General features: G+C 67.0%; 20 protein-coding genes. 10 read left to right on the top strand and 10 right to left on the bottom strand.

The genetic code is table 11. The features are described from left to right. Positions 1–75 precede the first annotated feature (75 nt). Entirely contained in the window at positions 76–2,007 is a 1,932-nt protein-coding gene (locus tag AC1DBN_RS08055) for an alpha-amylase family glycosyl hydrolase (RefSeq protein ID WP_091723601.1), read from the top strand. A gap of 52 nt (positions 2,008–2,059) precedes the next feature. Next, the gene (locus AC1DBN_RS08050; protein ID WP_477722964.1) at positions 2,060–2,917 is read left to right on the top strand and encodes a prephenate dehydratase; all 858 of its coding nucleotides are present in this window, start codon (positions 2,060–2,062) and stop codon (positions 2,915–2,917) included. 27 nt (positions 2,918–2,944) lie between these two features. Here AC1DBN_RS08050 and betT read toward each other — a convergent pair whose 3' ends face one another. After that, complete coding sequence (gene betT, locus AC1DBN_RS08045) at positions 2,945–5,179, bottom strand: choline BCCT transporter BetT (protein ID WP_477722963.1); 2,235 nt, start codon at positions 5,177–5,179, stop codon at positions 2,945–2,947. A 172-nt stretch (positions 5,180–5,351) separates the two neighbouring features. Continuing rightward, positions 5,352–7,250: an FAD-binding monooxygenase gene (locus AC1DBN_RS08040; RefSeq protein ID WP_477722962.1), complete on the bottom strand. Its 1,899-nt coding sequence runs from the start codon at positions 7,248–7,250 to the stop codon at positions 5,352–5,354. Between the two features lie 258 nt (positions 7,251–7,508). Between AC1DBN_RS08040 and AC1DBN_RS08035 the strand changes: the two genes are divergently transcribed. The 6 genes from AC1DBN_RS08035 to AC1DBN_RS08010 all read left to right on the top strand — a co-directional run bounded on the left by AC1DBN_RS08035 (position 7,509) and on the right by AC1DBN_RS08010 (position 14,006). Continuing rightward, positions 7,509–9,020, top strand: a complete 1,512-nt coding sequence (locus AC1DBN_RS08035) for a fumarylacetoacetate hydrolase family protein (protein WP_477723032.1) — start codon at positions 7,509–7,511, stop codon at positions 9,018–9,020. Next, on the top strand, positions 9,013–9,672 hold the full coding sequence (locus tag AC1DBN_RS08030; RefSeq protein ID WP_091723608.1) for a GntR family transcriptional regulator: 660 nt from the start codon (positions 9,013–9,015) through the stop codon (positions 9,670–9,672). Before AC1DBN_RS08035 ends, AC1DBN_RS08030 begins: the two co-directional genes overlap by 8 nt. 30 nt (positions 9,673–9,702) lie before the next feature. Further along, entirely contained in the window at positions 9,703–11,214 is a 1,512-nt protein-coding gene (hpaE, locus tag AC1DBN_RS08025; protein WP_091723610.1) for a 5-carboxymethyl-2-hydroxymuconate semialdehyde dehydrogenase, read from the top strand. Positions 11,215–11,322: 108 nt separating this feature from the next. Then, a complete protein-coding gene (gene hpaD, locus AC1DBN_RS08020) occupies positions 11,323–12,417 on the top strand; it encodes a 3,4-dihydroxyphenylacetate 2,3-dioxygenase (RefSeq protein WP_477722961.1) in 1,095 nt (364 codons plus the stop codon). 3 nt (positions 12,418–12,420) lie between these two features. Beyond that, on the top strand, positions 12,421–13,206 hold the full coding sequence (gene hpaH, locus AC1DBN_RS08015) for a 2-oxo-hept-4-ene-1,7-dioate hydratase (RefSeq protein ID WP_091723613.1): 786 nt from the start codon (positions 12,421–12,423) through the stop codon (positions 13,204–13,206). After that, positions 13,191–14,006, top strand: a complete 816-nt coding sequence (locus AC1DBN_RS08010; RefSeq protein WP_477722960.1) for an HpcH/HpaI aldolase family protein — start codon at positions 13,191–13,193, stop codon at positions 14,004–14,006. Before hpaH ends, AC1DBN_RS08010 begins: the two co-directional genes overlap by 16 nt. 40 nt (positions 14,007–14,046) lie before the next feature. Here the strand turns inward: AC1DBN_RS08010 and AC1DBN_RS08005 are convergent, their stop codons facing one another. Both AC1DBN_RS08005 and AC1DBN_RS08000 read right to left on the bottom strand, forming a co-directional pair. Further along, positions 14,047–14,283 carry a hypothetical protein gene (locus AC1DBN_RS08005; RefSeq protein WP_477722959.1) on the bottom strand — a complete coding sequence of 79 codons (237 nt, stop codon included), beginning with the start codon at positions 14,281–14,283 and terminating at the stop codon, positions 14,047–14,049. Between the two features lie 184 nt (positions 14,284–14,467). Further along, positions 14,468–17,176, bottom strand: coding sequence for a PEP/pyruvate-binding domain-containing protein (locus AC1DBN_RS08000; RefSeq protein ID WP_477722958.1), 2,709 nt, complete (start codon positions 17,174–17,176; stop codon positions 14,468–14,470). A gap of 209 nt (positions 17,177–17,385) precedes the next feature. Between AC1DBN_RS08000 and AC1DBN_RS07995 the strand changes: the two genes are divergently transcribed. Further along, entirely contained in the window at positions 17,386–18,795 is a 1,410-nt protein-coding gene (locus tag AC1DBN_RS07995) for an aldehyde dehydrogenase family protein (RefSeq protein ID WP_477722957.1), read from the top strand. A 55-nt stretch (positions 18,796–18,850) separates the two neighbouring features. Here AC1DBN_RS07995 and AC1DBN_RS07990 read toward each other — a convergent pair whose 3' ends face one another. The 6 genes from AC1DBN_RS07990 to AC1DBN_RS07965 all read right to left on the bottom strand — a co-directional run bounded on the left by AC1DBN_RS07990 (position 18,851) and on the right by AC1DBN_RS07965 (position 24,197). Further along, positions 18,851–19,237: a hypothetical protein gene (locus tag AC1DBN_RS07990; RefSeq protein WP_314214918.1), complete on the bottom strand. Its 387-nt coding sequence runs from the start codon at positions 19,235–19,237 to the stop codon at positions 18,851–18,853. 187 nt (positions 19,238–19,424) lie between these two features. After that, complete coding sequence (locus AC1DBN_RS07985; RefSeq protein WP_056081345.1) at positions 19,425–19,850, bottom strand: heat shock protein transcriptional repressor HspR; 426 nt, start codon at positions 19,848–19,850, stop codon at positions 19,425–19,427. 15 nt (positions 19,851–19,865) lie between these two features. Next, positions 19,866–20,846: a DnaJ C-terminal domain-containing protein gene (locus AC1DBN_RS07980; protein ID WP_477722956.1), complete on the bottom strand. Its 981-nt coding sequence runs from the start codon at positions 20,844–20,846 to the stop codon at positions 19,866–19,868. Between the two features lie 170 nt (positions 20,847–21,016). Continuing rightward, positions 21,017–21,691 (bottom strand): nucleotide exchange factor GrpE, encoded by a 675-nt coding sequence (locus tag AC1DBN_RS07975; protein WP_477722955.1) that lies wholly within the window; start codon positions 21,689–21,691, stop codon positions 21,017–21,019. A 3-nt stretch (positions 21,692–21,694) separates the two neighbouring features. After that, positions 21,695–23,566: a molecular chaperone DnaK gene (gene dnaK / locus AC1DBN_RS07970; protein WP_091723625.1), complete on the bottom strand. Its 1,872-nt coding sequence runs from the start codon at positions 23,564–23,566 to the stop codon at positions 21,695–21,697. A gap of 310 nt (positions 23,567–23,876) precedes the next feature. Then, positions 23,877–24,197 carry an ArsR/SmtB family transcription factor gene (locus tag AC1DBN_RS07965; protein ID WP_314215616.1) on the bottom strand — a complete coding sequence of 107 codons (321 nt, stop codon included), beginning with the start codon at positions 24,195–24,197 and terminating at the stop codon, positions 23,877–23,879. 93 nt (positions 24,198–24,290) lie between these two features. Between AC1DBN_RS07965 and AC1DBN_RS07960 the strand changes: the two genes are divergently transcribed. Then, on the top strand, positions 24,291–25,586 hold the full coding sequence (locus AC1DBN_RS07960) for an MFS transporter (RefSeq protein ID WP_477722954.1): 1,296 nt from the start codon (positions 24,291–24,293) through the stop codon (positions 25,584–25,586). The last annotated feature ends 18 nt before the right edge of the window (positions 25,587–25,604 follow it).

Here is a 25,604-nt window from a genome sequence, read left to right as displayed (position 1 = left end):
ACGTGGCATACTTCGGTACAAACACCGGCGGCCGCTGACTGGGCGGGACCGGTGGAAGCCGGAAGGGGCCGTGGCATGCAGGAATCCGTCGGGGTGGAGGAACCCACTGCCGGGCAGGACATCCCGCGGGACGTTGTGCTGGCCGCACTGTCCCGGGAGCGTGCGGCGGGCCTGGCCGCGGACCCTGACTTTGAGCGGCGGCTGGACCGGTACCTCCCGCTGCTGGCCGGCCTGTTCCGTCCGCTGTACGGCACCCGGGCGGACTGGCAGGACCAGCTGGCAGCCCTGGTGGTCCAGGCCGCCCGGTCCTGGCAGGAGCGCGCCCCGGAACTCAAAGCCCTGGACACTGAGCGGGAGGCAAACCCGCACTGGTTCCAGTCCAACGGCATGCTGGGCGGGGTCTGCTACGTGGACCGCTACGCGGAGAGCCTGGAAGGGGTCCGCAGCAGCATCCCCTATTTCAAGGAACTCGGCCTCACCTACCTGCACCTGATGCCGCTGTTCCTGGCACCCGAGCCGCATTCGGACGGCGGCTATGCGGTGTCCAGCTACCGGCAGGTCAGCCCCAGGCTGGGCACCATGGAACAGCTGCGTTCACTGGCCGCCGAGCTGCGCAGCAACGGGATCAGCCTGGTGGTGGACTTCATTTTCAACCACACCTCGGACGAACACGAGTGGGCCCGGAAAGCCGCCTCGGGAGACCCGGAGTTCAGCGACTACTACTGGATCTTTCCGGACCGGACCATGCCCGACGCCTTCGAGCAGGACGTCCGGGAGATCTTCCCCGAGAACCACCCGGGGTCCTTCATCCGCATGGAGGACGGCCGCTGGGTGTGGGCCACGTTCCACACCTACCAGTGGGATCTGAACTACTCGAACCCGGACGTGTTCCGGGCCATGGCGGGCGAGATGCTGTTCCTGGCCAACCAGGGCGTGGACATCCTCCGCATGGACGCCGTGGCGTTCATCTGGAAGCAGCTGGGCACCACCTGCGAGAACCTTCCCGAGGCCCACACGCTGCTCCGGGCCTTCAACGCGGTGTGCCGGCTCGCGGCGCCGTCGCTGCTGTTCAAGTCGGAGGCAATCGTGCACCCCGATGAGGTTGCGCTCTACATCGACCCCGCCGAATGCCAGCTTTCCTACAACCCGCTGCAGATGGCGCTCATCTGGGAATCCCTGGCCACCCGGGACGCGTCCCTCCTCGCCCAGGCGCTCGAACGCCGGCACAACATCCCGGACGGCACCGCCTGGGTCAACTATGTCCGCAGCCACGACGACATCGGCTGGACCTTCGCCGACGAGGACGCCGCCGAACTGGGCATCAACGGCTTCGACCACCGCCGCTTCCTCAACTCGTTCTACGTCAACCGGTTCCCCGGCAGCTTCGCGCGTGGCGTCCCGTTCCAGGACAACCCCCGCACCGGGGACTGCAGGATTTCAGGGACGACGGCGTCGCTGTGCGGCCTGGAGGACAACCCGGCGGAGGCGGTGGAACGGATCCTCCTGGCCCACTCGGTGCCGTTCAGCACCGGCGGCATCCCGTTGCTGTACCTGGGCGACGAGGTGGGGCAAACCAACGACTACGGCTACGCCGGCGAACCCGGCCACGGGGAGGACAGCCGCTGGGTGCACCGCCCGCACTATCCGGCGGAGCAGTACAAACTTCGCAACAGCCCTTCCACGCCCGCGGGTGCGGTCTACGCGGGGCTCCGCCGGATGGCCGAGGTCCGGGCCGGCACCCCTGAATTGGCGGGCACGCAGCTGATCGACTTCGCCACGCACAACCGCTCGGTGTTGGCGTACCAGCGGCCCGGTGCTTCTCCGGAAAGCACCCGGGTGCTGGCCCTGGCCAACTTCAGCGACTCCGCCCAGGAGCTGCCCACGGAAACGTTCGGCGGGTTCGCCCCTGCCGCCGTCGACCTTCTCTCCGAAGCTGCGGTGCAGCTGGACGGGGGCGTCACGCTCCTCCCCCGGCAGTACCTCTGGCTGCGCGTCACGCCGATGTAGTATCCGCGGCCCGTTTTCCTAACGGGCCGCGGCGCGTGAAAGCATACGGACCATGGCCCAAAAGATTGCGTACCAGGGTGAGCCCGGCGCCAACTCCAATATCGCGTGCAAGCAGATGTTCCCCGAGATGGACAGCGTCCCCTGCGCCAGCTTCGAGGACGCCTTTGAACTGGTCTCCAGCGGCGAGGCGGACCTGGCCATGATCCCCATCGAGAACTCCATCGCAGGCCGGGTGGCGGACATCCACATCCTGCTGCCGCAGTCCAACCTGCAGATCGTGGGCGAATTCTTCCTGCCCATCCACTTCGACCTGCTGGGTATCCCGGGCAGCACCATCGAGGGTGCCACCGAGGTCCACAGCCACATCCACGCCCTGGGCCAGTGCCGGAAGCTGATCCGCGAGCACGGCCTCAAACCCGTGATCGCTGGCGATACCGCAGGGTCTGCCCGCGAGGTGGCGGAGTGGAACGATCCCCGCAAGCTTTCCCTTGCTCCCCCGCTGGCCGCCCAGATCTACGGCCTCGACGTGCTGGCCTCCAGGGTGGAGGACGACCCCTCCAACACCACCCGCTTCGTGGTGCTGGCCCGTGAAACGGCGCTGCCCGCCCGGGACGAACTTCCCGGCCCGGCAGTGACCAGCTTCGTGTTCCGTGTCCGCAACGTGCCGTCGGCCCTGTACAAGGCGCTGGGCGGCTTCGCCACGAACGGCGTGAACATGACGCGGCTGGAGAGCTACATGGTGGGCGACGAGTTCGCGGCCACCATGTTCATGGCCGACGTCGAAGCGCACCCGGAGGACACTCCCCTCCGGCTGGCGCTCGAGGAACTGGACTTCTTCACTACCGAGGTACGGATCCTCGGGGTGTACGCCGCGGCGGACCACCGGGCGGCCCGCACGCCGGCGGCCTGAGCCCGGGGACCGGCACGGGCTCCGGCTCTATTCCGCGCGCTTACCGTCCTCCGGTTCCACCACCGCCATGCTGCCTGTGGCCACCGGCGGGGTGAGCACTGACGCAAAGTCGTGCTGGGTGGAGTAGGTGAGGAAGCCCAGGTGCGCCTCGTAGCGGTCCAGGACGTCATCGATCACCTGCTGGTGGGACAGGCCCATGAGGTCATAGCCTTCGGATCCCGTCTGCGCGAACACCTCCACCCGGTAGTAAATGTCCGTCTGCCGGGACATGCGCCCACCAAACATAGGCACCGGCGCTTCCACCGCCTGCACCTGGTAGTGGAAGTCGCGGTGCTCAGGGATGCTGACCACCAGGGCGTGGCTGGAAATGCCGGCGTCCGGGTTCGGCACCACGTCCAGGGTGGCGTGATACCCCTGCCTGGCGAATTCCTTAACCACATCCGCGAGGGCCGGCTGCACGGTGCCCTCCATGAAGAGTGCCACCTGTTTCACGGACGGGTAGGCGCGCATGTTGGCCAGCCGCTGCCGCCAGGTGCGGTCCGGCACCTGCCCTCCGTGGGCCGCCGTCGACTGCCGCCGCAGGACCTGCCCTTCGCGCTCGGCGCGCTCCATCCGCAGGGCCTTGGAGAAGGACGCCATCACCAGCCACGCGATGATTGTCACCGGCAGGGCGAAGATGAGGGTGGCGTATTCCATGGTGGTCACGCCGCCGGCCACCAGCATGGCGATGGTGAGCAGCGCAGTCAGGACCGCCCAGAAGATGCGCAGCCATTTGGCGCCGTCCTGCGAGGGATCGGGGATCGATGAGGAGAAGTTGGACATCACCATCGCGCCGGAGTTGGCGCTGGTGAGGTAGAACAGCATGCCGGACAGGGTGCCCAGCCCGATCAGGAAGCTGGCGCCCGGGAACATGTTCAGCAGGGCGTACCAGCCCTCTTCCGGGCTGGCCATGGCGAGCTGCGCGAATTCCGCGTTCCCGCCCAGGACCTCGTGCATGGCGCTGTTACCGAAGATGCTCACAATCAGGAAGTCGCACAGCACCGGGGCGGTGATGGCGGCAATGACGAATTCCCGCAGGGTCCGGCCGCGCGAAATCCGGGCCAGGAACAGCCCCACGAACGGACCCCACGCAAGCCAGAAGGCCCAAAAGAAGAGGGTCCAGCCGGCCATCCATTCCGAGCCGCCGTCCTGGTAGGCGAACGTCTGCAGGTTGCGGTCCGGCAGGGTGAACAGGAAGCGTCCGATGTTTTCAACCATGGCGTTGAGCAGGAAGGAGGTCTGCCCGGTCACCAAAATGTAGAGCAGCATGGCCGCTGCGCTCCAGATGTTCAGCTCGGAGATCCAGCGGATGCCTTTGTCCACGCCGGAGGTGCACGCGGCCACGGTGAGGATGACGGCCACAACCACCAGGGAGATCTGCAGCGCCATGCCTTCCTGCAGGCCGAACAGGATGGCGAAGCCGACGTTGAGCAGCACCACGCCAATGCCCATGGACGTGGCCACGCCGAAGACCGTCCCCACCAGGGTGACGATGTCGATGGTGTCGCCCACGCCCCCGCGGACGCGCTTCCCGAGCAACGGATACAGGGCTGCGCGGATGGACAGCGGCATGCCCCAGCGGTACGCGAAGTACCCCATGGCCATGCCGAGGAGCGAGTACATGGCCCACCCGGCAATGCCGTAGTGGAACATGGTCCACACCACGGCGTCCTGCGCCGCGGCCGCCGTCTGCCCTTCACCGGCGGGCGGTTTCATGTACTGGGTGATGGGGCCCGTCACGGAGTAGAACAGCATGTCGATGCCCACCCCGGCGGCGAACAGCATGGCCACCCAGGTGAAGAGCTTGTACTGCGGCCTGGAGTGGTCCGGGCCAAGGCGGACGGAGCCTTCCTTGGACAGCGCCACCCACAGGACGAATCCGATCACGACCGTGACGGTGAGGACGTAGAACCACCCCACGTTCGTGGCGATCCAGGCCACCACTGTCTTCATGGTGGCCTGGGCGCTGGCGGGCACCAGCATGGCCCAGACGGAAAACGCCAGGATGATGGCTGACGCGATGACGAACACCCGCCAGTTCACCTTTGGCTTGGATTCCTCGGCGAGCTCGGCCTTGGCCTTGCTCAATTCCTGACTGGAAACGGGCGGACGGTTCTCCCCGTCGGGGACGGGCCGCCGCCGTTCCGTGCCGCCAAGCTGGCTGCGCTGGATTACCAATTTCGGCTGGTGGTCCCCCGGGCTGTTTTCCAAATTTTCGGCCAATGAAGTCCTCCTCCGATCGGCAGCGGGCCGGCCGGGCACCCGTGGCGGGTGGCCGCAGAAGACCCCGGTCCGGAAAAGGGAGGGAGGCCGTGCACAGAGGGGCACTCGCCGAGCGGGCTGCATGCCAATGGTAGTACACGACCCCCCACCCCTGGCAACCGGTTGCCTGACGCTAGACCTCTGCGCGCTGGCCCGCTGCCAGGAGGGGAGCGAAGAACTCTGCGAGCTCATCCGCCGCACCGAGCGGCAGGACGTTCGCGACGTACTGGTCCGGGCGGACCACCACCACGGCGCCGCTGCGGTCGATGCCGCGCAGCTCGAAGATGTCCGCGTTGGGGTCCGTGGCGTAGACCTTCTCGTAGTCGGTGAGCTTGAACGGCCCCACCTGCGGCTTGAAGACCGCGGGCACGGCACCGATGTCGACGGCGGTGTGCGGCTGCTGGTAGATGACCTTCAGATCGAACCACGCGTCCGGGTCGGCGTCCGGCGGCGGTGCGGCCAGCGGTGAAGCCGGCGAGGCAGCGAACCACTCGGCCAGCTTGTCCGCAGCCGAGCCGGTGCCGGGCAGGGCGGCGTCGGCGAAGACGTAGATCCGCCAGCGGCCGTCTGCGGTGGCGTGGTGGCCCAGGTGCAGGGGGTTGGTGTCGCCCACCCGGACCACGGGGGCGGACTTGAAGCGCTTGCCCACGGGGAATCCGCTGGCCAGTTCCTGGTGATCGACGGAGCCCATCACCAGCGACGGCGCGTACTGGGTCATGAACCCGGCCGGGAACTCGGCCGTGCGGACGTAGAAGTCCTCAAGGTCTGACGGGTTTTCGAACTCCTCCGGCTTCTTGGCCATCATGGTGGACCATTCCTTGTCGAAGTCGATGAGGTTCCTGGCCACCACCTGTCGTTCTTCGGAGTAGGTGCTGAGCAGGCTTTCCGGGCTGCGGCCTTCCAGGACGTGGCCCAGCTTCCAGGCAATGTTGAAGCCGTCCTGCATGGAGACGTTCATGCCCTGGCCTGCTTTGGCGCTGTGCGTGTGGCAGGCGTCGCCGGTGATGAACACCCTCGGGGTGCGCGTGCCGCGCTCCTCCGGCAGGACGTCGTCGAACCTGTCCGTGAGCCGGTGGCCCACCTCGTACACGCTGTGCCAGGCAACATTGCGCACGTCCAGCGTGTAGGGGTGGAGGATGGCGTTGGCCTTGGCAATGATCTGCTCGATGCTGGTGTTGCGGACCTCGTGATGGGTGGCGGGGTCCACTTCGCCCAGGTCCACGTACATGCGGAACAGGTGGCCGCCTTCGCGCGGGATCAGCAGGATGCTGCCCTCGGCGGCCTGGATGGCGCATTTGGTCCGGATGTCCGGGAAGTCCGTGACAGCGAGTGCGTCCATGACACCCCAGGCATGGTTGGCCTGATCGCCGGCCATGGTGCAGCCGATTGCCTGGCGCACTTTGCTGCGGGCGCCGTCGGCCCCCACCACATACTTGGCGCGGACCACCCGGTCCTTGCCCTCGTCCGGGCCGGCGGTGTGCCGGAGCGTGACGGTGACCGGGTGGTCGCCGCCGCGGGCCACCTCAAGTCCCACGAAGTCATAGCCGTAGTCGGGCTTCATCCGGGTTGGCGCGTTGGCCATGTACTCGGCGAAGTAGTCCAGGACGCGGGCCTGGTTCACGATCAGGTGCGGGAATTCGCTGATTCCCATTTCATCGTCGACGGCACGGGCGGCGCGGGCAATGTTCGCATGGTTGGCCGGGTCCGGCTTCCAGAACGCCATCTCGGTAATCCGGTAGGCCTCGGCGATGATCCGCTCCGCAAAGCCGAACGCCTGGAACGTCTCGACGCTCCGCGCCTGGATGCCGTCCGCCTGGCCGATGGCGAGCCGGCCGGGACGGCGTTCCACGATGCGGGTGGTGATGTTGGGGAACCGGGACAACTGCGCCGCCGCCAGCATCCCGGCGGGGCCGGTGCCGACGATCAGCACGTCCACCTCATCCGGAAGGTCCTCGGGGCGATTGAGTCCGACGCCGGCCGCGGGCTGGACACGCGGGTCGCCGGATACATAGCCGTGGTGATGGAACTGCACGGGGTTACCTCACTTCGTTGTGGGCGGATGACCGCTGCGTCATCTCGTGGACCAAAGCCTGCGGATGCGTTCTATATGAGAACACTACATTCGATAATAGAAACGTAGGAGCTGACTTCAACTGTACGCCGCGTGTGACGGGGGCGACAAGTAGCCTGCGGAAGGCTGCAAAGATGCCCGGATATCCGGGGGTTGACGGCAGCCGCCGGATGGAGAATAGTGATCGTATACGATTTCGTACCTGATGAGGAGACGGTCTTGGAGCAGGTCAACGGCGACACCCTGGCAGCAGCCCGCAAGGTGATCGCAGTGCACATCAATTACCCCAGCCGGGCCTCGCAGCGGGGCCGCACACCGGCCCAGCCGTCGTACTTCCTCAAGCCCTCAAGTTCGCTTTCCCTCAGCGGCGGCACCGTGGAGCGCCCGGCCGGCTGCGAGCTGCTCGGCTACGAGGGCGAGATCGCCCTGGTCATCGGGAAGGCCGCCCGCCGCGTCAGCATCGAGGACGCCTGGAGCCACGTCGCCGCGGTCACCGCCAGCAACGACCTCGGCGTGTATGACCTCCGGTACGCGGACAAGGGGTCCAACCTCCGGTCCAAGGGCGGGGACGGCTTCACTCCCGTGGGCCCGGCACTGATCCCGGCAGACGCCGTCGACCCCGCCAAACTGCGCATCCGCACCTGGCACAACGGCCACCTGGTCCAGGACGACACCACCGAAGACCTGCTCTTCCCGTTCGCCCGCCTCGTCGCTGACCTGTCCCAGCTCCTTACCCTCGAGGAAGGCGACATCATCCTCACCGGCACCCCCGCCGGCGCCTCCGTGGCCACGCCGGGCGACGTCCTCGAAGTGGAAGTCAGCACTGTCGATTTAAGCAGCAGCGACGGAGGCCTCACCACCGGGCGGCTGGCCACCACGGTGGAGGAAGGCACGACGGCGTTCGCGGACTTTGGTGCCCGGCCCATGGTTGACGACGTGCAGCGGGAGGAAGCCTACGGTTCCCGCGAGGCCGCGGGGCTCGCACCCGTTGACGAGGCACCCGGGGCGGGTGCCGCCGTCGGGCCTGCCCTCTCCCCGGAACTGAAAGCCAAACTCGAATCCGTGGCCACCGCCACCCTGTCCTCGCAGCTGCGCAAGCGCGGGCTGAACAACGTCAGCATCGACGGCCTGCAGGCCACCCGCCCCGACCGCAAGGTGGTGGGCCTGGCCCGGACCCTCCGCTACGTCCCCAACCGCGAAGACCTCTTCAAAACCCACGGCGGCGGTTTCAACGCCCAAAAGAAGGCCATCGACTCGGTCAACGAGGGCGAAATCCTGGTCATGGAGGCCCGCGGCGAGAAGGGCACCGGCACCGTGGGCGACATCCTCGCGCTCCGCGCCCAGGTCCGCGGCGCCGCGGCCATCATCACCGACGGCGGCGTCCGCGACTTCACCGCCGTGGCCGGCCTGGAAATGCCCACGTACTTCTCCAACCCGCACCCCGCCGTGCTGGGCCGCCGACACATCCCGTGGGACACGGACATCACCATCGCCTGCGGTGGAGCCACCGTGCAGCCCGGCGACATCATCGTGGCCGACTCCGACGGCATCCTGGTGATCCCGCCCGCCATCGCCGAAGAACTCGCAGACGACTGCATCCGGCAGGAGAAGGAGGAGACCTTCATCTTCGAGATGGTCCAGCAGGGAAACAGCGTGGACGGCCTCTACCCGATGAACACCGAATGGCAGGCCCGGTTCGCGGAGTGGGAAGCAGGAAAGCACAATGACTGACGCCACCGTGGTTGCCGGCAGCAAGTCCGAGCAGGCCTACCAGGCCGTCAAAGCCCGCATCGTGGAGGGCACCTACACCCCCGGCTACCGGCTGGTCCTGAGCATCATCGCCAAGGACCTCGGCGTCAGCGTGGTCCCCGTCCGCGAGGCCATCCGCCGGCTCGAGGCTGAGGGGCTGGTGACGTTCGAACGGAACGTCGGCGCCACCGTGGCAGGCATCGACCCCACCGAATACCTCTACACCATGCAGACCCTCAGCATCGTGGAAGGGGCCGCCACCGCGCTGTCCGCACCACTGATCGACGGGCAGGCCATCGCCCGGGCACGCGCCATCAACGAGGAAATGCGGGACTGCCTGGACCACTTCGACCCCGTCCGGTTCACGAAACTCAACCAGGATTTCCACTCCGTCCTGTTCGAGCACTGCCCCAATCCGCACATCCTGGACCTGGTGCACCGCGGCTGGAACCGGCTCGCGGCCCTCCGGTCCTCCACCTTCCGCTTCGTCCCCGGACGCGCCCTTGGCTCCGTCGAGGAACACGAAAACCTGCTGACGCTCATCGAAACCGGAGCAGACGCCGACACCATCGAAAAGGCAGCCCGCCAGCACCGTACCGCCACCCTGGACGCGTACCTCGCCCAAACCCGTTAGCAAGCTCAGCACCAGTAAAGGACTTCAACGATGACGACCTCAACAGAAACTGCCAAGCACTACATTCCCGAGGACCTGCCCACCCACATCCAGCACTACATCAACGGCGAATTCGTTGACTCCGTGGGCGGCAAGACCTTCGACGTCCTGGACCCGGTATCCAACACGAACTACGCCACCGCGGCGGCCGGCCAGAAAGAGGACATCGACCTTGCTGTCGCCGCCGCCCGCGAAGCGTTCGTGAATGGCCCGTGGCCCAGAATGAAACCCCGCGAACGGGCCCGTGTCCTTAACAGAATCGCCGACGCCGTCGAAGCCCAGGAAGCCCGGCTCGCCGAACTCGAAACCTTCGACACCGGCCTGCCCATCACCCAGGCCAAGGGCCAGGCCCTCCGCGCTGCCGAGAACTTCCGCTTCTTCGCGGACCTGATTGTGGCCCAGTTCGACGACGCCATGAAGGTTCCCGGCTCGCAGATCAACTACGTGAACCGCAAGCCGATCGGCGTGGCCGGGCTGATCACGCCCTGGAACACCCCGTTCATGCTTGAATCCTGGAAGCTCGCTCCAGCCTTGGCTACCGGCAACACCGTAGTCCTGAAGCCGGCCGAGTTCACTCCCCTGTCCGCGTCCCTGTGGGCAACGATCTTCAAGGACGCCGGCCTGCCTGACGGCGTGTTCAACCTGGTCAACGGCCTCGGCGAGGAAGCCGGCGACGCCTTGGTGAAGCACCCCGACGTCCCGCTGATTTCCTTTACCGGCGAGACCACCACCGGCCAGACGATCTTCCGGAACGCCGCCACCAACCTCAAGGGCCTGTCCATGGAGCTTGGCGGCAAGTCCCCGTGCGTCGTGTTCGCCGATGCGGACCTGGACGCCGCCATCGACTCGGCCCTGTTCGGCGTCTTCTCCCTCAACGGCGAACGCTGCACCGCCGGCTCCCGTATCCTCGTGGAACGCGCCATCTACGACGACTTCTGCGAAAAGTACGCCGCCCGGGCCAAGAACATCGTGGTGGGCGACCCCCACGACCCCAAGACCCAGGTGGGCGCGCTGGTCCACCCCGAGCACTACGACAAGGTGGCTTCCTACGTGGAGATCGGCAAGAGCGAGGGCAGGCTCCTGGCCGGCGGCGGCCGACCCGACCACCTGCCGGAAGGCAACTACATCGCACCCACGGTGTTCGCCGACGTCGCGCCCGACGCCCGGATCTTCCAGGAGGAAATCTTCGGACCCGTCGTGGCCATCACGCCGTTCGACACCGACGACGAAGCCCTCGCCCTGGCGAACAACACCAAGTACGGCCTCGCCGCCTACATCTGGACCCAAAACCTGACCCGGGCGCACAACTTCTCCCAGAACGTCGAAGCCGGCATGGTGTGGCTGAACAGCCACAACGTCCGCGACCTGCGCACGCCGTTCGGCGGCGTCAAGGCCTCAGGCCTGGGCCACGAGGGCGGCTACCGCTCCATCGACTTTTACACCGACCAGCAGGCCGTGCACATCACCCTCGGCAGCGTCCACACCCCCAAATTCGGCGCCTGATTCCTACCAGCCCAACTAGGTCGCAATTGTTGTCGTTTTGGGCCCCCATAACGACAACTACTGCCAGTCAGTTGGGTAAGAAACCCCTTTCAAAGAAGAGAGCATCCCATGACCAACTTCGTTCCCACCCCTTCTGTCCCGGCCCCGGACATCGTCCGCTGCGCCTACATGGAAATCGTGGTCACCGACCTCGCCAGGTCCCGCGCGTTCTACGTGGACGTCCTGGGCCTGCACGTCACCGAGGAAGATGAGAACAACATCTACCTGCGCTCCCTCGAGGAGTTCATCCACCACAACCTGGCCCTCCGCAAGGGACCCATCGCCGCCGTGGCAGCCTTCGCCTACCGGGTGAAATCCCCCGCCGAAGTGGACGCCGCCGAAGCCTATTACCGCGAACTCGGCTGCCGGGTGGAACGCCGCAAGGACGGCTTCACCAAAGGCATCGGCGACTCCGTCCGCGTCGAAGACCCGCTGGGCTTCCCCTACGAATTCTTCTACGAGACCGAGCACGTGGAACGCCTCACCCAGCGCTACGACCTCTACTCAGCCGGCGAGCTGGTCCGCCTGGACCACTTCAACCAGGTCACGCCCGACGTCCCCAAGGGCCGGGCGTACCTCGAAGACCTCGGATTCCGCGTCTCCGAGGACATCAAGGATTCCGACGGCGTCACGTACGCCGCGTGGATGCACCGCAAGCAGACCGTCCACGACACCGCACTGACCGGCGGCAACGGCCCCCGCATGCACCACGTCGCCTTCGCCACGCACGAAAAGCACAACATCATCCAGATCTGCGACAAGATGGGCGCCCTTCGCATCAGCGACAGGATCGAACGAGGCCCCGGCCGGCACGGCGTCTCCAACGCCTTCTACCTCTACATCCTGGACCCGGACGGGCACCGCATCGAGATCTACACCCAGGACTACTACACCGGCGACCCGGACAACCCCACCATCACCTGGGACGTCCACGACAACCAGCGCCGCGACTGGTGGGGCAACCCCGTGGTCCCCTCCTGGTACACCGAGGCCTCCCTGGTCCTGGATCTCGACGGCAACCCCCAACCCGTCATCGAACGCGAGGAAAAATCCGAAATGGCGGTCACCGTAGGCGCCGACGGCTTCTCCTACACCCGCAAGACGGACGGTGACGCCGGGCCCGCCGGGGAAGCCCAGGGTTTCAAGCTGGGAGCGCAGGTCTGACCGATGCTGGAGCCAAAGACGATTGAGGCCATCGCGGACGAACTGCTGGAAGCCGCCCGGACCCGCACTCCTGTGCCCCGCCTGACCGCCCGCTACCCGGGCATGACGGTGGAGGACTCCTACGCCGTCCAGCAGTTGTGGCGGCGCCGCAACGAGGAAGCCGGCCGGACCCTCGTGGGGCGGAAGATCGGCCTCACGTCCAAGGCCATGCAGGCCGCCACCGGCATCACCGAACCGGACTACGGCGCCATCTTCGACGACATGGTCCTCGAAACCGGGTGCACAGTTGAATGGGACCAGTACACCCACCCGCGGGTAGAGGTGGAACTGGCCTTCGTGCTGAAGGACGGGCTCAAGGGCCCCGGCTGCACCATCTTCGATGTCCTGAAAGCCACCGACTACGTGGTCCCGGCCCTCGAGATCCTGGACTCCAGGATCGAAATGGAAGGCCGGACCATCGTGGACACCATCTCGGACAACGCCGCCATGGGCGCCATGGTCATCGGCGGACGCCCCGTCAAGCCCGACGCCGTGGACCTCCGCTGGGTCTCGGCCATCCTCTACAAAAACCAGACCGTGGAGGAAACCGGGGTGGCCGCCGGCGTCCTGGACCACCCCGCCAACGGCGTCCACTGGCTCGTCAACAAGATCGCAGCCCACGGCGACTCCCTGAAAGCCGGCGACATCATCCTCGCCGGCTCCTTCACCCGCCCCCTCTGGGCCTACAAGGGCGACACCGTCCACGCCGACTACGGACCCCTCGGGAGCGTCACGTGCCGCTTCGAATAGACCACACCTTCCGCGACGCCCTCGCCGCACAACACATTGAAACGGGCCGCCCGCTCGCCGGGATGTGGGTGTGCTCCGGCAGCCCGCTGATCGCCGAACTCTGCGCCGGTTCCGGCCTGGACTGGCTCCTGGTGGACGCCGAGCACAGCCCCAACGGCCTCGAATCCATCCTGGCCCAGCTTCAGGCCATCCACGGCTACCCCGTCCACACCCTGGTCCGGCCCCCGGTCAACGACACAGTTGTGATCAAGCAATACCTGGACCTCGGCGTGCAGAACCTGTTGATCCCCATGGTCAACTCCGTGGCCGAAGCCGAAGCCGCCGTGGCCGCCACCCGCTACCCGCCCCACGGCGTCCGCGGCGTCGGCTCCGCGCTGGCCCGGGCAGCACGGTGGAACCGGGTCCCGGACTACCTGAACCGGGCCAACAGCACCATCAGCGTCACCGTCCAGATCGAATCCACCGCCGCCGTCGAAGCGGTCGCAGACATCCTCAAAGTGGACGGCGTCGACGCCGTCTTCATCGGGCCCTCCGACCTCGCGGCCTCCATGGGCCTGCTGGGACAGCAGGAACACCCCCAGGTGCGCGCCGCCGTCGAGCACTGCCTCGCCGCCGCAAAGGCCGCCAGGAAACCGGCAGGGGTCAACGCCTTCAACCCGGACACCGCACAGCACTACCTCAACAACGGAGCCGACTTCATCCTGGTCGGCGCCGACGTCGCCCTTCTTGCACGGGGCTCCGAAGCCCTCGCCGCGAAGTATGTAAAGCAGCCCAACGGCGAAACCCAGGCCAGCTACTGATCAGCTGCTTGCCGGCGGGTCAGGGCAAAACGCCCGGGCGTCAGCCGACGCGCGTGTAGGTGAGTTCCGTTTCCCCGGCCGCACCGCCGGGGAGGGTCACATACGTGCCCTGCGCCTTGCTGGCAGTTTCAGGAAAGTCTTCCGGGTGTGAGACGTAGCTGCCCTCGGGGCGCGGCGACACTTCCTGTCCGGCGGGCAAGGTGACGTAGCTTCCGCCGCGGGGGACGGCGGTGGCGTCGATTGCGCCGGCTTCAATGAGGTAGGACTGCAAAGCCATGGTGTTCTCCTGCGTTTCTGGGGGCGCCCAATACCCACTTCCCCTGCGGCATGGCGGCAGGAGGAAGCGTGATTTTCGCTGGTGGGTATGCGGTGCGTTTGCCTGGATCCGGGGAGGAATCACCCGGCAGTCTTGTCAGGACTTCACCGGCCTGCCGTTGATTCTAGGGCTTAATATGACCAGTTCACAATAACTTTTTTGTTGATGACGCTGAATCATCGATTGTGGCGTGGTCCGCGGCCAGGACAGTGACCGTGCCGGCGTCCCCGTCCACCAGGACCTGCTGCCCGGTGGTGAGCCGCTGCGTGGCCACCCCGGTGCCGAGGACAGCGGGGATGCCGTATTCGCGGGCCACGATGGAACTGTGGCTCAGCGGGCCGCCCACATCCGTCACCACGGCCGAGGCCATGGCGAACAGCGATGTCCAGGCCGGCGTGGTAATCCGTGCCACCAGGACATCGCCCGGCCGCATTTGACCGAAATCCTGGGGCCCGGACAGCACGCGGGCAGGAGCGCTGACCCGGCCCGAGCTCGCACCGACGCCCCTGATGACGTCACCGCTCTGGTGCTGCGATCCGGCCGGCATCCACGAGCCGAAGGACCGTTCCATCCACCGGCTCTCCGGAAGCATCTGCGGGGCAGCGGCTTTCGCCTGGCCCCGCCACAGCATCCGCCGTTCCTCGACGGCGTCGGCACGGACAGGGCGGGCCGTTCCGGTGATGGCCACGGTAGCAGCACCGGCCGCCTCCGTGCCGGGTGCGGCGAGCCCGAACTCGACGGCGCTCAGCAGCTCCTGGAATTGCAGCCAGAACACGTCTTCCGGGGCGGCGATTACGGAGGACGCCACCAGCCGACGCCCGAGTTCGAGCAGTGTCCGCCGCAGCAGCGGCCAGGCGAGCCCGACGTCGGCGAGGGCATCCTCCCGGATCGGCGCCGTGGCCTGCGCCCACCGCAGCAGGCGGAAGAACACGGCGCGCCGGCGGGGTCCCAGCCGGGCCGCCGCAACACGGGTCAGTTCTTCCCGGCGCTCGGTCAGGAGCCTTTGGCGCTCATGCGGATCGGTGCCCTGGCCGCGCAGGTAGAACTTCACCGTCTCCAGCAGGGTGGCGGGGTCATCAGCCGGCACCGGGGTGGCGAAGTCCAGGTTGTAGACGGCGTGGCCGTAGAGATCCAGATGTTCCTGGAACGTGAACCGCCACTCCTGCCACAGGACGTCGTCCACCCCGGCCGGTGGCGCACCGGTGCGCTGGCACTCGGCGAGTTCCGTCGTCGGCCGTTCCAGCAATACCGCCGTGAGCCCGGGGTCGCTGCGCGCCCAGCCGGCAAGGTCGTAGAGCGACTTCTCGGCGCGGATGGGCTCGCTGTCGAAGCCGAGGAGCAGTGCCTGCGCCGGAGGATCACCCTCCCGCCGGACCAGCTTGTCGTAGAACGCCCGGAAGGACAGCTCGCTGGTGGCGGCGAGCGGGATGATGGACTGCACGGCGGTGTAGTAGACGGTCCCGGCATCCAGCAGCGATTGCGCGCCGGCCAGCAGCTCCCCGCCGGGCAGCTCCTGCAGTGGCTTCGCGGCCCAGTCCTTGACCACCCGCTGGTACTTGGGGTGCGAGTATTCGCGCCAGCCGGCTACGCCCATATGCGCCTCGCCGCGGAACAGGGCGCGGAAGGCCGCCGGCGATTTGGCCATCATCCGCCACATGCCGGAGTTGCGGTAGTAGTAATAGGCGTAGCCGTTGACGGTGGGCAGCCGGACGTCACCGTCTCGGACGGCGCTCTTGCCCACCGCCGTGGCCAGCAGGGCCTGCAGCGACCTCGCCACGGAGCCGTCAATGAGGTCGGCGAAAAGTGGCGTCAACGGGTCCGGCAACTGCTCCACGATGCTGGCCCGGAAGTACATGCCCTTTGGGTAGGGCAGGGGCCAGGTGTCCGGGATGTCGGCCGCCGGCTCCGGCAGGGCGGTGATGGGACGGGACTGCAGGATGAAGAAAGTGCCGTCGGCACGCGCCCATTCGATGTCCTGCGGCGCCCCGAAGTGCTCCGCAATCCGCCGGCCAAGAGACGCCAGTTCGGCAGCTGCGGGGTCGTCCAGGACGGGCGCACGACGGCGGGCTGCCGCCACCGGCTGCTCCCGGGTCCCGCCCTCCGCGTACACGGTCATGACGGTTTTATCGGCGGTCTGGCGCGAGAGCACCTTTCCCGTGGCTGCCTCCACCACCAGGTCATCGGTGCTGACGGTGCCGCTGACCACCGATTCGCCGAGCCCCCAGGCGGCACTGATGACTGCCTGGTCGCGCCGGCCGTTCGCGGGGTTGGCAGTGAACATCACCCCGGCTGCCTCGGCTTCCACCATCTGCTGGACCACGACGGCGAGCCGCACCTGGCCGGGCAGCACGCCTTCGCGGGCCCGGTAGGCCATGGCTCGCGCCGTCCAGAGCGAGGCCCAGCAGCCGATGACCGCTTTCGTCAGGGCCTCGAATCCACGGACGTTCAGGTAGGTGTCCTGCTGCCCGGCGAAGCTGGCCGAGGCCAGGTCCTCCGCGGTGGCTGACGACCGGACCGCCACCGGGACGTCCGCTGCGCCGAGGAGCCCATAGGCGCCTGCAAGCTCGTCCCGCATCCCGCCAGGCAGGGCGCCGCCCGTGAACAGGGCACGGATCCGGTCCGAGGCAGCCGCATAGTCCCCGGGCGCAGCATCCGGGGACACCGCGGCCAGACGCTGGATTTCGTCGCCCAAGCCGTTGGCGTTGACGAATTCGGCGTAGGCATCGGTGCCCAGTACGAATCCCGGCGGAACCGGCAGCCCGGCATGGATGAGCCCGGCCAGGCCCAGGGCCTTGCCGCCGGCAGCGGCCAGATCGCCGTTTCCCACGTCGTTGAGACCGTTGATATATGGCATGACCGCACGTCCTTGCTGCCCGGCGGGGGGCGGTGCCGTGAACCTGATCCTCAACATCATGGCACCGCGTCGCGGGACTGGCCACTGTTCCCTCCGGGTCAACAGTCCTGCGCCACAACACAAGGGACGCGCCCCGTGCTCAACCACACTGGGAAGCAGCCCGCCCAGCCGCCCGGCTGGCGTCCTTGCCTACTCGAAGTGGAGTACCCGTGGAAACCTATGATGCGCTTCTGGCCGCCATCTCGCCCGCCCCCGGCACCGGCCGGACCATCCTGGACCCAGCGACCGGCGCGGCCGTGGGAGAGGCTCCGGTGCACGGAGTGGCGGACCTGGAAGCGGCCCTCACCGCTGCCGCCGCCGCGCAGCCCGCGTGGGCTGCCCTGGGCCACGAGGCACGGTCCGCCGTCCTCCTCAAGGCGGCCGACGCCGTCGAACGCTCAGCGGAGGAGCTCGCCCAGCTGCTCTCCCGCGAGCAGGGCAAGCCCCTCAACGGGCCCAACGCCCGGTTCGAGGTGGGCGCCTGCGCGGCCTGGCTCCGCGCCGCGGCCGGCACTCCCCTGGAAACCGAAACCCTGGTGGACGACGGCGAAACGCGCGCCGAACTGCACTACCGGCCCATCGGCGTCGTGGGCGCGATCGGGCCGTGGAACTGGCCCATGATGATCACCACCTGGCAGATCGCCCCCGCCCTCCGCATGGGCAATACCGTGGTGGTCAAGCCGTCCGAGTACACGCCGCTTTCGGTCCTGGCGCTGGCCAAGGTGCTCAACGAGGAACTTCCCGAGGGGCTGCTGACCGTGGTTTCCGGCGGGCGGGAAGTAGGCGAAGCGCTGGCCTCGCACGGGGCGGTGGGCAAGGTCATGTTCACCGGGTCCACCGCCACAGGCAAGGCGATCATCCGGTCGTCCGCGGACACCGTCAAACGCCTCACGCTCGAGCTCGGCGGCAACGACGCCGGCATCGTCCTGCCCGGCACCGATCCCCGGGCGATCGCCCAGGGCCTCTTCTGGGGCGCCTTCATCAACACCGGCCAGACCTGCGCCGCGCTCAAGCGCCTCTACGTACATGACTCCATCTACGACGCCGTCTGCGAGGCACTCACCGATGTCGCGAAGGCCATGCCGATGGGGAACGGCCTGGACGAAAACAACGTCCTGGGGCCGCTGCAGAACAAGGCGCAGTACGACGTCGTCGCGAACCTCGTGGAGGCGGCCAGGGCTTCCGGAGCGCGCGTCCTCCTCGGCGGAAACCCGGAAGCCAGCCAGCCCGGCTACTTCTACCCCGCGACGCTGGTGGCGGACATCGACAACGGCAACCCGCTGGTGGCCGAGGAACAGTTCGGCCCCGCGCTGCCGATCGTCCGCTACGGCAGCATCGACGAAGCGGTGGAGATGGCGAACGCCCTCGACGTCGGCCTGGGCGCCTCGGTATGGTCCTCCGATCCCGCGGCGGCCCGTGCGGTAGCTGCCCGGCTCGAAGCGGGCACCGTCTGGATCAACCGGCACGGCGCCGTCGACCCGCGGATTCCGTTCGGCGGGGCCAAACAGTCCGGCTACGGCCTGGAATTCGGCGCCGAAGGCCTCAAGGCCCTGGGCGTACCGCAGGTCATTAACGGCTAAATCATCAACGGCCGGTTCATCAACGGCTGGTTCATCAACGGCCGGGGGCTCCGGCTCACCCCATGGCAGGAGCCACCGAGGTGCGGGCGGACAGGTGGCGGCGGGCCCAACGGGCGAGCTTTTTGCCCTTGCCCTGCCACCAGTTGTCCTCGTCCTTGCCGTAGTGGAACCGGAAGATGATGGCGGTCAGCACGAACATGCCCATCACCACATCGATCCACGACGACACCACGATGGCCACCAGGACCGTCAGGGCATCGGCGATGACCGCCGGGATGGCCAGGGTCCGGAAGACGGTGCTGGCCACGTAGCGCCGGTGCGACCGCGGAACGGACGTTGCCCGGACCATGTCGAAGCAGACGCACACCACCACGATCGTCTGCCCGATGGCCAGCAGGGTCTGTCCGGGCACCGAAGCGCTGAAGGACGCAACTGCCTCCATTCCCGGGCTCATGGCCGGGCCAAGAGAAGAGAACCAAACATGGAATAACCCCCAGAAACGAATGGAACCACTGCTGATTCAGCAGTGGTTCCATTGAAGGTTTCCGCGGGCGGGGCTGCACGAGTAGTGGGTACTCTAATTTCGCCAGGCGGCCAGGGGCCGGGTACTCACCGGGCGGCAGCTGCTGCTACTGCCCGATGGCGCGGGGCCGCCACAGCACCACGGCCTGCGACCGCGGACGGGGGCGCTGGCCGCGGGCCAGGCTCACGACGTCGCCGGCCGCGCCCGCGGCGAAGATGCGGGAGTCGAACGCCTGAGGGCGCCGCCCCAGTTCCTCGGTCAGTTCCAGCACGCGCCGCTGCAGGGCAGACACCTGGTTTTCCAGTTCGAGGATGCGTTTGATCCCTTCGAGCGAGACGCCTTCCTGGGACAGCCGCTGCACTTCGCGGAGCATGTTGACGTCCCGCTGCGAGTACCGCCGGGATTTCCCGGGGGCGCGGCTGGGTTTGACGATGCCCAGGCGGTCGTACTGGCGGAGCGTCTGGGGGTGCATGTCAGCCAGTTCAGCCGCCACGGAAATCACGAAGATGGGTTGGTCAGCGTTGATGTCCACGGCACACCTCCTCCGCTACAGCCGGGCCTTGGCGGCCAGGCCCTCTCGAACGTCGGCGCCGGCCGTGGCCTCGGCGAAAGCCTTCACGGCGGCCTCGGCGTCCTTGTTCAGGTTCTTGGGAACCGCGACGTCGATGGTCACCAGGAGGTCGCCCGTGGCCTTTGAGGTCTTCACGCCTTTGCCCTTCACCCGCAGGGTACGGCCCGACGGCGTGCCGGCCGGAACACGGACCCGCACCTTTTCGCCGTCGATGGTGGGCACCTCGATGTCGCCGCCCAAAGCAGCCTCGGGGAAGGTGACCGGGACGTGGATGCGGAGGTTGTCGCCGTCGCGCGTGTAGAACTCGTGCGGCTTGACCGAGACGGCAACCACCAGGTCGCCGTTGCCGGCCTGGCCGGGCTGGCCCTTGCCGCGCACACGGACCTTCTGGCCGTCCTTGATACCGGCGGGGACGCGAACATCGATGACTTCGCCATTGGGTTCGCGCAGGCCGATGGTGGTGCCGCGGATGGCACCGGAGAACGAGATGCTGGTGGACGCGGTGCGGTCCGCGCCTTTTTGGGGTGTCCGCTGGAACCCGGGCGAGCCGCCGAAGCCGCCGCCGAACAGGTCCGCGAACTCGGGCGGGATATTGCCGGAGGACGGGTTGAAGCCGCCGGCGTGCCGTCCAGTGTTGCCGGTGAATAGGCCGCCGAACAGGTCCTCGAACCCGCCGTTGCCGCCCGCGGCACCGCCACCGCCGGGAGCGAACCGGGCGCCACCGCCCATGGCGCGGATGGCATCGTACTGCTGGCGCTCATCAGCATCGGAGAGCACCGAGTAGGCCTCGGAGACGTCCTTGAATTTCTTCTCGGCAGTTGCATCGCCGGAGTTGGTGTCCGGATGGAACTGCCGTGCCAGCTTCCGGTAAGCCTTCTTGATATCGGCGTCGGAAGCGTCCTTGGCAACACCAAGGATCTTGTAAAAGTCCTTGTCCACCCAATCCTGGCTAGCCAATGGCGTTTCCTTTCAAAAGTACAAAAAGCGTTAAGGCGAGGTTACCGCCAAGCGACGGACGGATAAGGGGCCCGGGAGTGGCATCGGGCCTGCCGAAGCGTGGCGGCTTGGTCCGTTAGGACCGAGCCGCCACGCGTAGGGGCGGGGCCCCTTATCCGTTCGTGAGCGAACTAAGCCGGAACAGCCACAATCACCTGTGCTGCGCGGAGCACGCGGTCGCCTGATTTGTAGCCGGAGCGGAGCACCTGGCTGACGGTGTCAACCTCGATGTCTTCGCCGGGCTGCTGGATCAGGGCCTCGTGGACCGTGGGGTCGAACTCCACGCCGGTTTCGTCGATGCGGACCAGTCCGTAGGTCTTCAGCGCGTTCTCCAGCTTGGCGGCGATCGCGGCGAAGGGGCCATCGGTGAGGTCGCCGTGCTGCCGTGCGGCGTCGACGTCGTCCAGGACCGGGAGCAGGGAGTTCAGGACGCCGATGACGGCCATTTCCCCTGCCACGGCGCGGTCGCGTTCAACGCGCTTGCGGTAGTTGACGTACTCGGCCTGCAGGCGCAGGAGGTCGTTTTTCAGCTCGGCTGCCTCAGCGTTGGCGGACCCTGCGGGAACACCCTGGGCCACGGATTCCCCTGCGGGCACCTCGACGCCGTTGAGGATCTCCTCGGCCTGGGCCAGCGCGTCGCCGTCGGAATCCTGTGCGGAACCGGGCTGCCCGCCTTCAGGGTGCCGGGCCTGGCCGGTCACCGGGTCAACCTTGCGGTTGTCCCGGATGACCGGTTCCTGGCTGTTGCCCTTGCCCTCGTGGTTCGCGGATGAAGAGTGCTCTTCCTCGTTACCGTGATGGGGCATGGCTTACTTCTTCGCTTCGTCTTCGTCGATGATCTCGGCGTCGACGATGTCTTCGTCGGCCTTGGAGCCATCGCCCGCTGCTGCGCCTTCGGCACCCGCGGCACCGGTGGCGCCGTCCGGCGAACCGGCCTGGGAGTAGATGGCTTCGCCGAGCTTCGTCTGGGAAGCCTGCAGCTTCTCGAACGCGGTCTTGACCTCGGCGTCGTCGGTGCCTTCGAGTGCCTTCTTGAGGGCGTCGACGTCGGCCTGGACCTCGGTCTTGACCTCTTCGGGCAGCTTGTCGGCGTTGTCGGCGATCAGCTTGTCCACGGAGTAGGCGAGCTGCTCTGCGGAGTTGCGGGTGTCGGTTGCCTCGCGGCGGGCCTTGTCATCTGCGGCGTGTTCCTCGGCGTCACGGACCATGCGGTCGATGTCTTCCTTGGAGAGTGCGGTGCCGCCGGTGATGGTCATAGACTGTTCCTTGCCCGTGCCCTTGTCCTTGGCGGAGACGTGGACGATGCCGTTGGCGTCGATGTCGAACGTGACCTCAACCTGCGGGACGCCGCGCGGTGCCGGAGCGATGCCGGTCAGCTCGAACGTGCCCAGCGGCTTGTTGTCGCGGGTGAATTCGCGTTCGCCCTGGAAGACCTGGATGGCCACGGACGGCTGGTTGTCGTCAGCGGTGGTGAAGGTCTCGGACCGCTTGGTGGGGATGGCGGTGTTGCGCTCGATCAGGTGCGTCATGACGCCGCCCTTGGTTTCGATGCCGAGGGACAGCGGGGTGACGTCGATCAGGAGGACGTCCTTGCGCTCACCCTTCAGCACGCCGGCCTGGAGTGCAGCGCCAACGGCCACAACCTCGTCCGGGTTCACGCCCTTGTTCGGTTCCTTGCCACCGGCAAGTTCCTTGACCAGCTCGGAGACGGCGGGCATACGGGTGGAGCCGCCCACCAGCACGATGTGGTTGATGTCGGAGAGCTTGATGCCGGCTTCCTTGATCACATCGTGGAACGGCTTCTTGGTGCGCTCGAGCAGGTCCTTGGTGAGGTCCTGGAACTTGGCGCGGGTCAGCTGCTCGTCCAGGTGGACCGGGCCGTCGGGGGTGACGGACAGGTACTGGAGGGAGACGTTGGTGCTGGAGGAGGAGGAGAGTTCCTTCTTGGCCTGCTCAGCGGCTTCGCGGAGGCGCTGCAGGGCGATCTTGTCCTTGGACAGGTCGATGCCCTTGACCTTGAGCTGGTTCAGCAGGTAGTCAACAACGCGCTGGTCCCAGTCGTCGCCGCCGAGGCGGTTGTCACCGGCGGTGGCGCGGACCTGGATGGTGGAGAAGTTGTCTTCGTCCTTGCCGACTTCCAGCAGGGAGACGTCGAAGGTACCGCCACCGAGGTCGAAGACCAGGATGAGTTCGTCTTCCTTGCCCTTGTCCAGGCCGTAGGCGAGTGCTGCGGCGGTGGGCTCGTTGACGATGCGCAGGACGTTCAGGCCGGCGATTTCGCCGGCTTCCTTGGTGGCCTGGCGCTCGGCATCGTTGAAGTAGGCCGGGACGGTGATGACAGCGTCGGTGACCTTTTCGCCAAGGTAGGACTCGGCGTCGTTCTTCAGCTTCATCAGCGTGCGCGCGGAGATTTCCTGCGCGGTGTACTTCTTGCCGTCGATGTCCACCTTCCAGTCAGTGCCCATGTGGCGCTTGACGGAGGCGATGGTGCGGTCGATGTTGTTGACGGCCTGGCGCTTGGCGATTTCGCCAACGAGGACTTCGCCGGACTTGGAGAATGCAACCACCGACGGCGTGGTGCGGCCACCCTCGGCGTTGGCAATAACGGTGGGCTCGCCACCTTCGAGAACGGAGACGACGGAGTTGGTGGTTCCGAGGTCGATACCTACTGCACGTGACATGTGTTGCTTCCTTCTTTCCTTGGAAACTGGTTGGCGCCCGCATGATTGAGCGTTCTGCACTCAACTTTACTCAGGGCACACATGATGTCAACTGAAGTTGAGCGTACTTCACTCAACTCTTGCCCCATACGGATGCAGGCGACGACGACGGCAATCCCCCGGCGCCCGGAATGGCGGGGAATTCCGGGCTACAAAAGCCTGGTTCCGCTGTGGGAGAACGGGCACCAGCCAGCCTCGGCAGAGTGGCTTCCGGGGGGATCGCTGCCTGCGCATCAACAGCAACGGAATGGCGCGCAGGCCGCGGGCGGCGTTACTGCACCGGTGCGTCGAGGACTGCGGGGAGCAATCCGGGGAAGCGGGCCTCCAGGTCCTCGGACCGGAGGGTCAGGCGGCGGCCCCGGCCGTTGGCCTCATTGCGGATGACTCCGGCCTCGCGGAGGACCTTCATGAGGTGTGATTTGGTGGACTTCGGCATGTCCGGAACCCTGAGCGAGCAGTCGGCCATGTCGAGCGGGCCGGAGCGGAGCTGGCGCACGATGTCCAGCCGCTCAGGATCGCTCAATGCGAAGAGCACGCTGGGCAGATCGAGATCCGCGCGGGTGGGGTGGGGGAGGTTCGCCGACGTAGCCACGGTTCGATATTAGTTGAACCATTGGGCCTGGTGCCAGTAGGCTAATGATTCGATATTTTTCGAACCAATCCCAAACCCGGAAGGTGGCACGTTGTGACGCACTCCCCCGCAGCCCGGCCCCGTGAAGCACGCCGGCGGCTGGGCTTTGTCCTCGTCGCTGCTGCCACGGCAGCAATGATGGCCGGCGCCAGCGCCCCATCCCCCTTCTACCCCACCCTGCAGGAGCAGTTGCATCTGCTGCCGGTGGCTACCACGGGGATTTTTGCCGTCTACGCCGTTGCGCTGCTGGCGGCACTGCTGGTGTTCGGATCCCTTTCGGACCACCTGGGACGCAGGCCGGTCATCAGCGGCGCTTTCATCCTGCTCGCCGGCAGCGTCACGGCATTCCTCCTCGCGGACTCGCTGCCAATGCTCCTGGTGGCACGCGTCCTGCAGGGCATCGCCAGCGGCCTCCTGCTGACCACGCTTTCTGCGGCCATTGCGGATCTCGAAGCTGAGGACGACCCCGGCTCGAGCGCGGCCTGGAACACGGTGGCGCCACTGGGCGGCCTGGCGCTGGGCGCCCTGGCGTCCGGGCTGCTGCTGGATCTGATGGCTGAGCCGCGCACCCTGGTGTTCGTCTCGCTGTCGGTCATTTACATCGCTTTTGCCGCGCTGGTGTGGGCAGCACCGGAAACCTCGCCCCGCGCGCCAGGCCTGGCAGCATCACTGAAGCCGCACCTGACCCTGCCGCCGGCAGCCCGCAGCGGATTCGTCAGTGGTGCGCCGGCCGTGTTTGCCGGCTGGGCCACGGGCGGGCTGTACCTCTCGCTCGGCGCCGCGATTGTCCACACAACGTTCGGCATCCGGGAGCACCTGTGGCAGGGCATGGTGATCACCATCCTGGCCGGCGTCGGAGCCGCAGCGGCCGCAGTCCTGCACCGGTTCGGCGCCCGCACCATCACCATTTTCGGTACCACGGCCCTGGCGCTGGGGACCGCCCTGTCACTGCTGGCCATCGGGCTGGGCTCATTCGGCCTGTTCCTGGCCGCCGTAGTGGTGGCCGGAGCGGGATTCGGGACAGCCTTCATGGGCGTCATCCGGTCCATCAGCCCCCTGGTTGAGGACCACGAACGTGCCGGCACCTTCGCGTCGCTCTTCGTGGTGGCCTACACGGCTTTCGGTATTCCCGCCGTGCTGGCCGGCCTGCTGGCACCTGTCCTGTCACTCCCGGTGACCACCTACGCCTACGGTGGCCTGGTAACGGTGCTGGCCACTGTGGCAGCGATCAGCCGGGCCCGCAGCAAGGACGCTGGACAGCCCGGCGAAGCGGGAGGCGGCAACGCCGGAGAGGCCCGGAACGAGGCAGAGCGCATCGGCGCCGGAGCGGCTTCGGACGCCGGGCATTAGGCTCGCCCGGGCACAACG

The sequence above is a fragment of the Pseudarthrobacter sp. 10T415 genome (assembly GCF_056394175.1).
This window is presented reverse-complemented; position numbering and strand designations above follow the sequence as displayed.

Coding starts and splice junctions, on each gene's coding strand:
- hpaE (WP_091723610.1), top strand. CDS start 9,703: ATGACGACCTCAACAGAAACTGCCAAGCACTACATTCCCGAGGACCTG.
- AC1DBN_RS07990 (WP_314214918.1), bottom strand. CDS start 19,237: ATGGAGGCAGTTGCGTCCTTCAGCGCTTCGGTGCCCGGACAGACCCTG.
- AC1DBN_RS08030 (WP_091723608.1), top strand. CDS start 9,013: ATGACTGACGCCACCGTGGTTGCCGGCAGCAAGTCCGAGCAGGCCTAC.
- hpaD (WP_477722961.1), top strand. CDS start 11,323: ATGACCAACTTCGTTCCCACCCCTTCTGTCCCGGCCCCGGACATCGTC.
- AC1DBN_RS08050 (WP_477722964.1), top strand. CDS start 2,060: ATGGCCCAAAAGATTGCGTACCAGGGTGAGCCCGGCGCCAACTCCAAT.
- AC1DBN_RS07975 (WP_477722955.1), bottom strand. CDS start 21,691: ATGCCCCATCACGGTAACGAGGAAGAGCACTCTTCATCCGCGAACCAC.
- AC1DBN_RS08055 (WP_091723601.1), top strand. CDS start 76: ATGCAGGAATCCGTCGGGGTGGAGGAACCCACTGCCGGGCAGGACATC.
- hpaH (WP_091723613.1), top strand. CDS start 12,421: ATGCTGGAGCCAAAGACGATTGAGGCCATCGCGGACGAACTGCTGGAA.
- AC1DBN_RS08005 (WP_477722959.1), bottom strand. CDS start 14,283: ATGGCTTTGCAGTCCTACCTCATTGAAGCCGGCGCAATCGACGCCACC.
- dnaK (WP_091723625.1), bottom strand. CDS start 23,566: ATGTCACGTGCAGTAGGTATCGACCTCGGAACCACCAACTCCGTCGTC.
- AC1DBN_RS08000 (WP_477722958.1), bottom strand. CDS start 17,176: ATGCCATATATCAACGGTCTCAACGACGTGGGAAACGGCGATCTGGCC.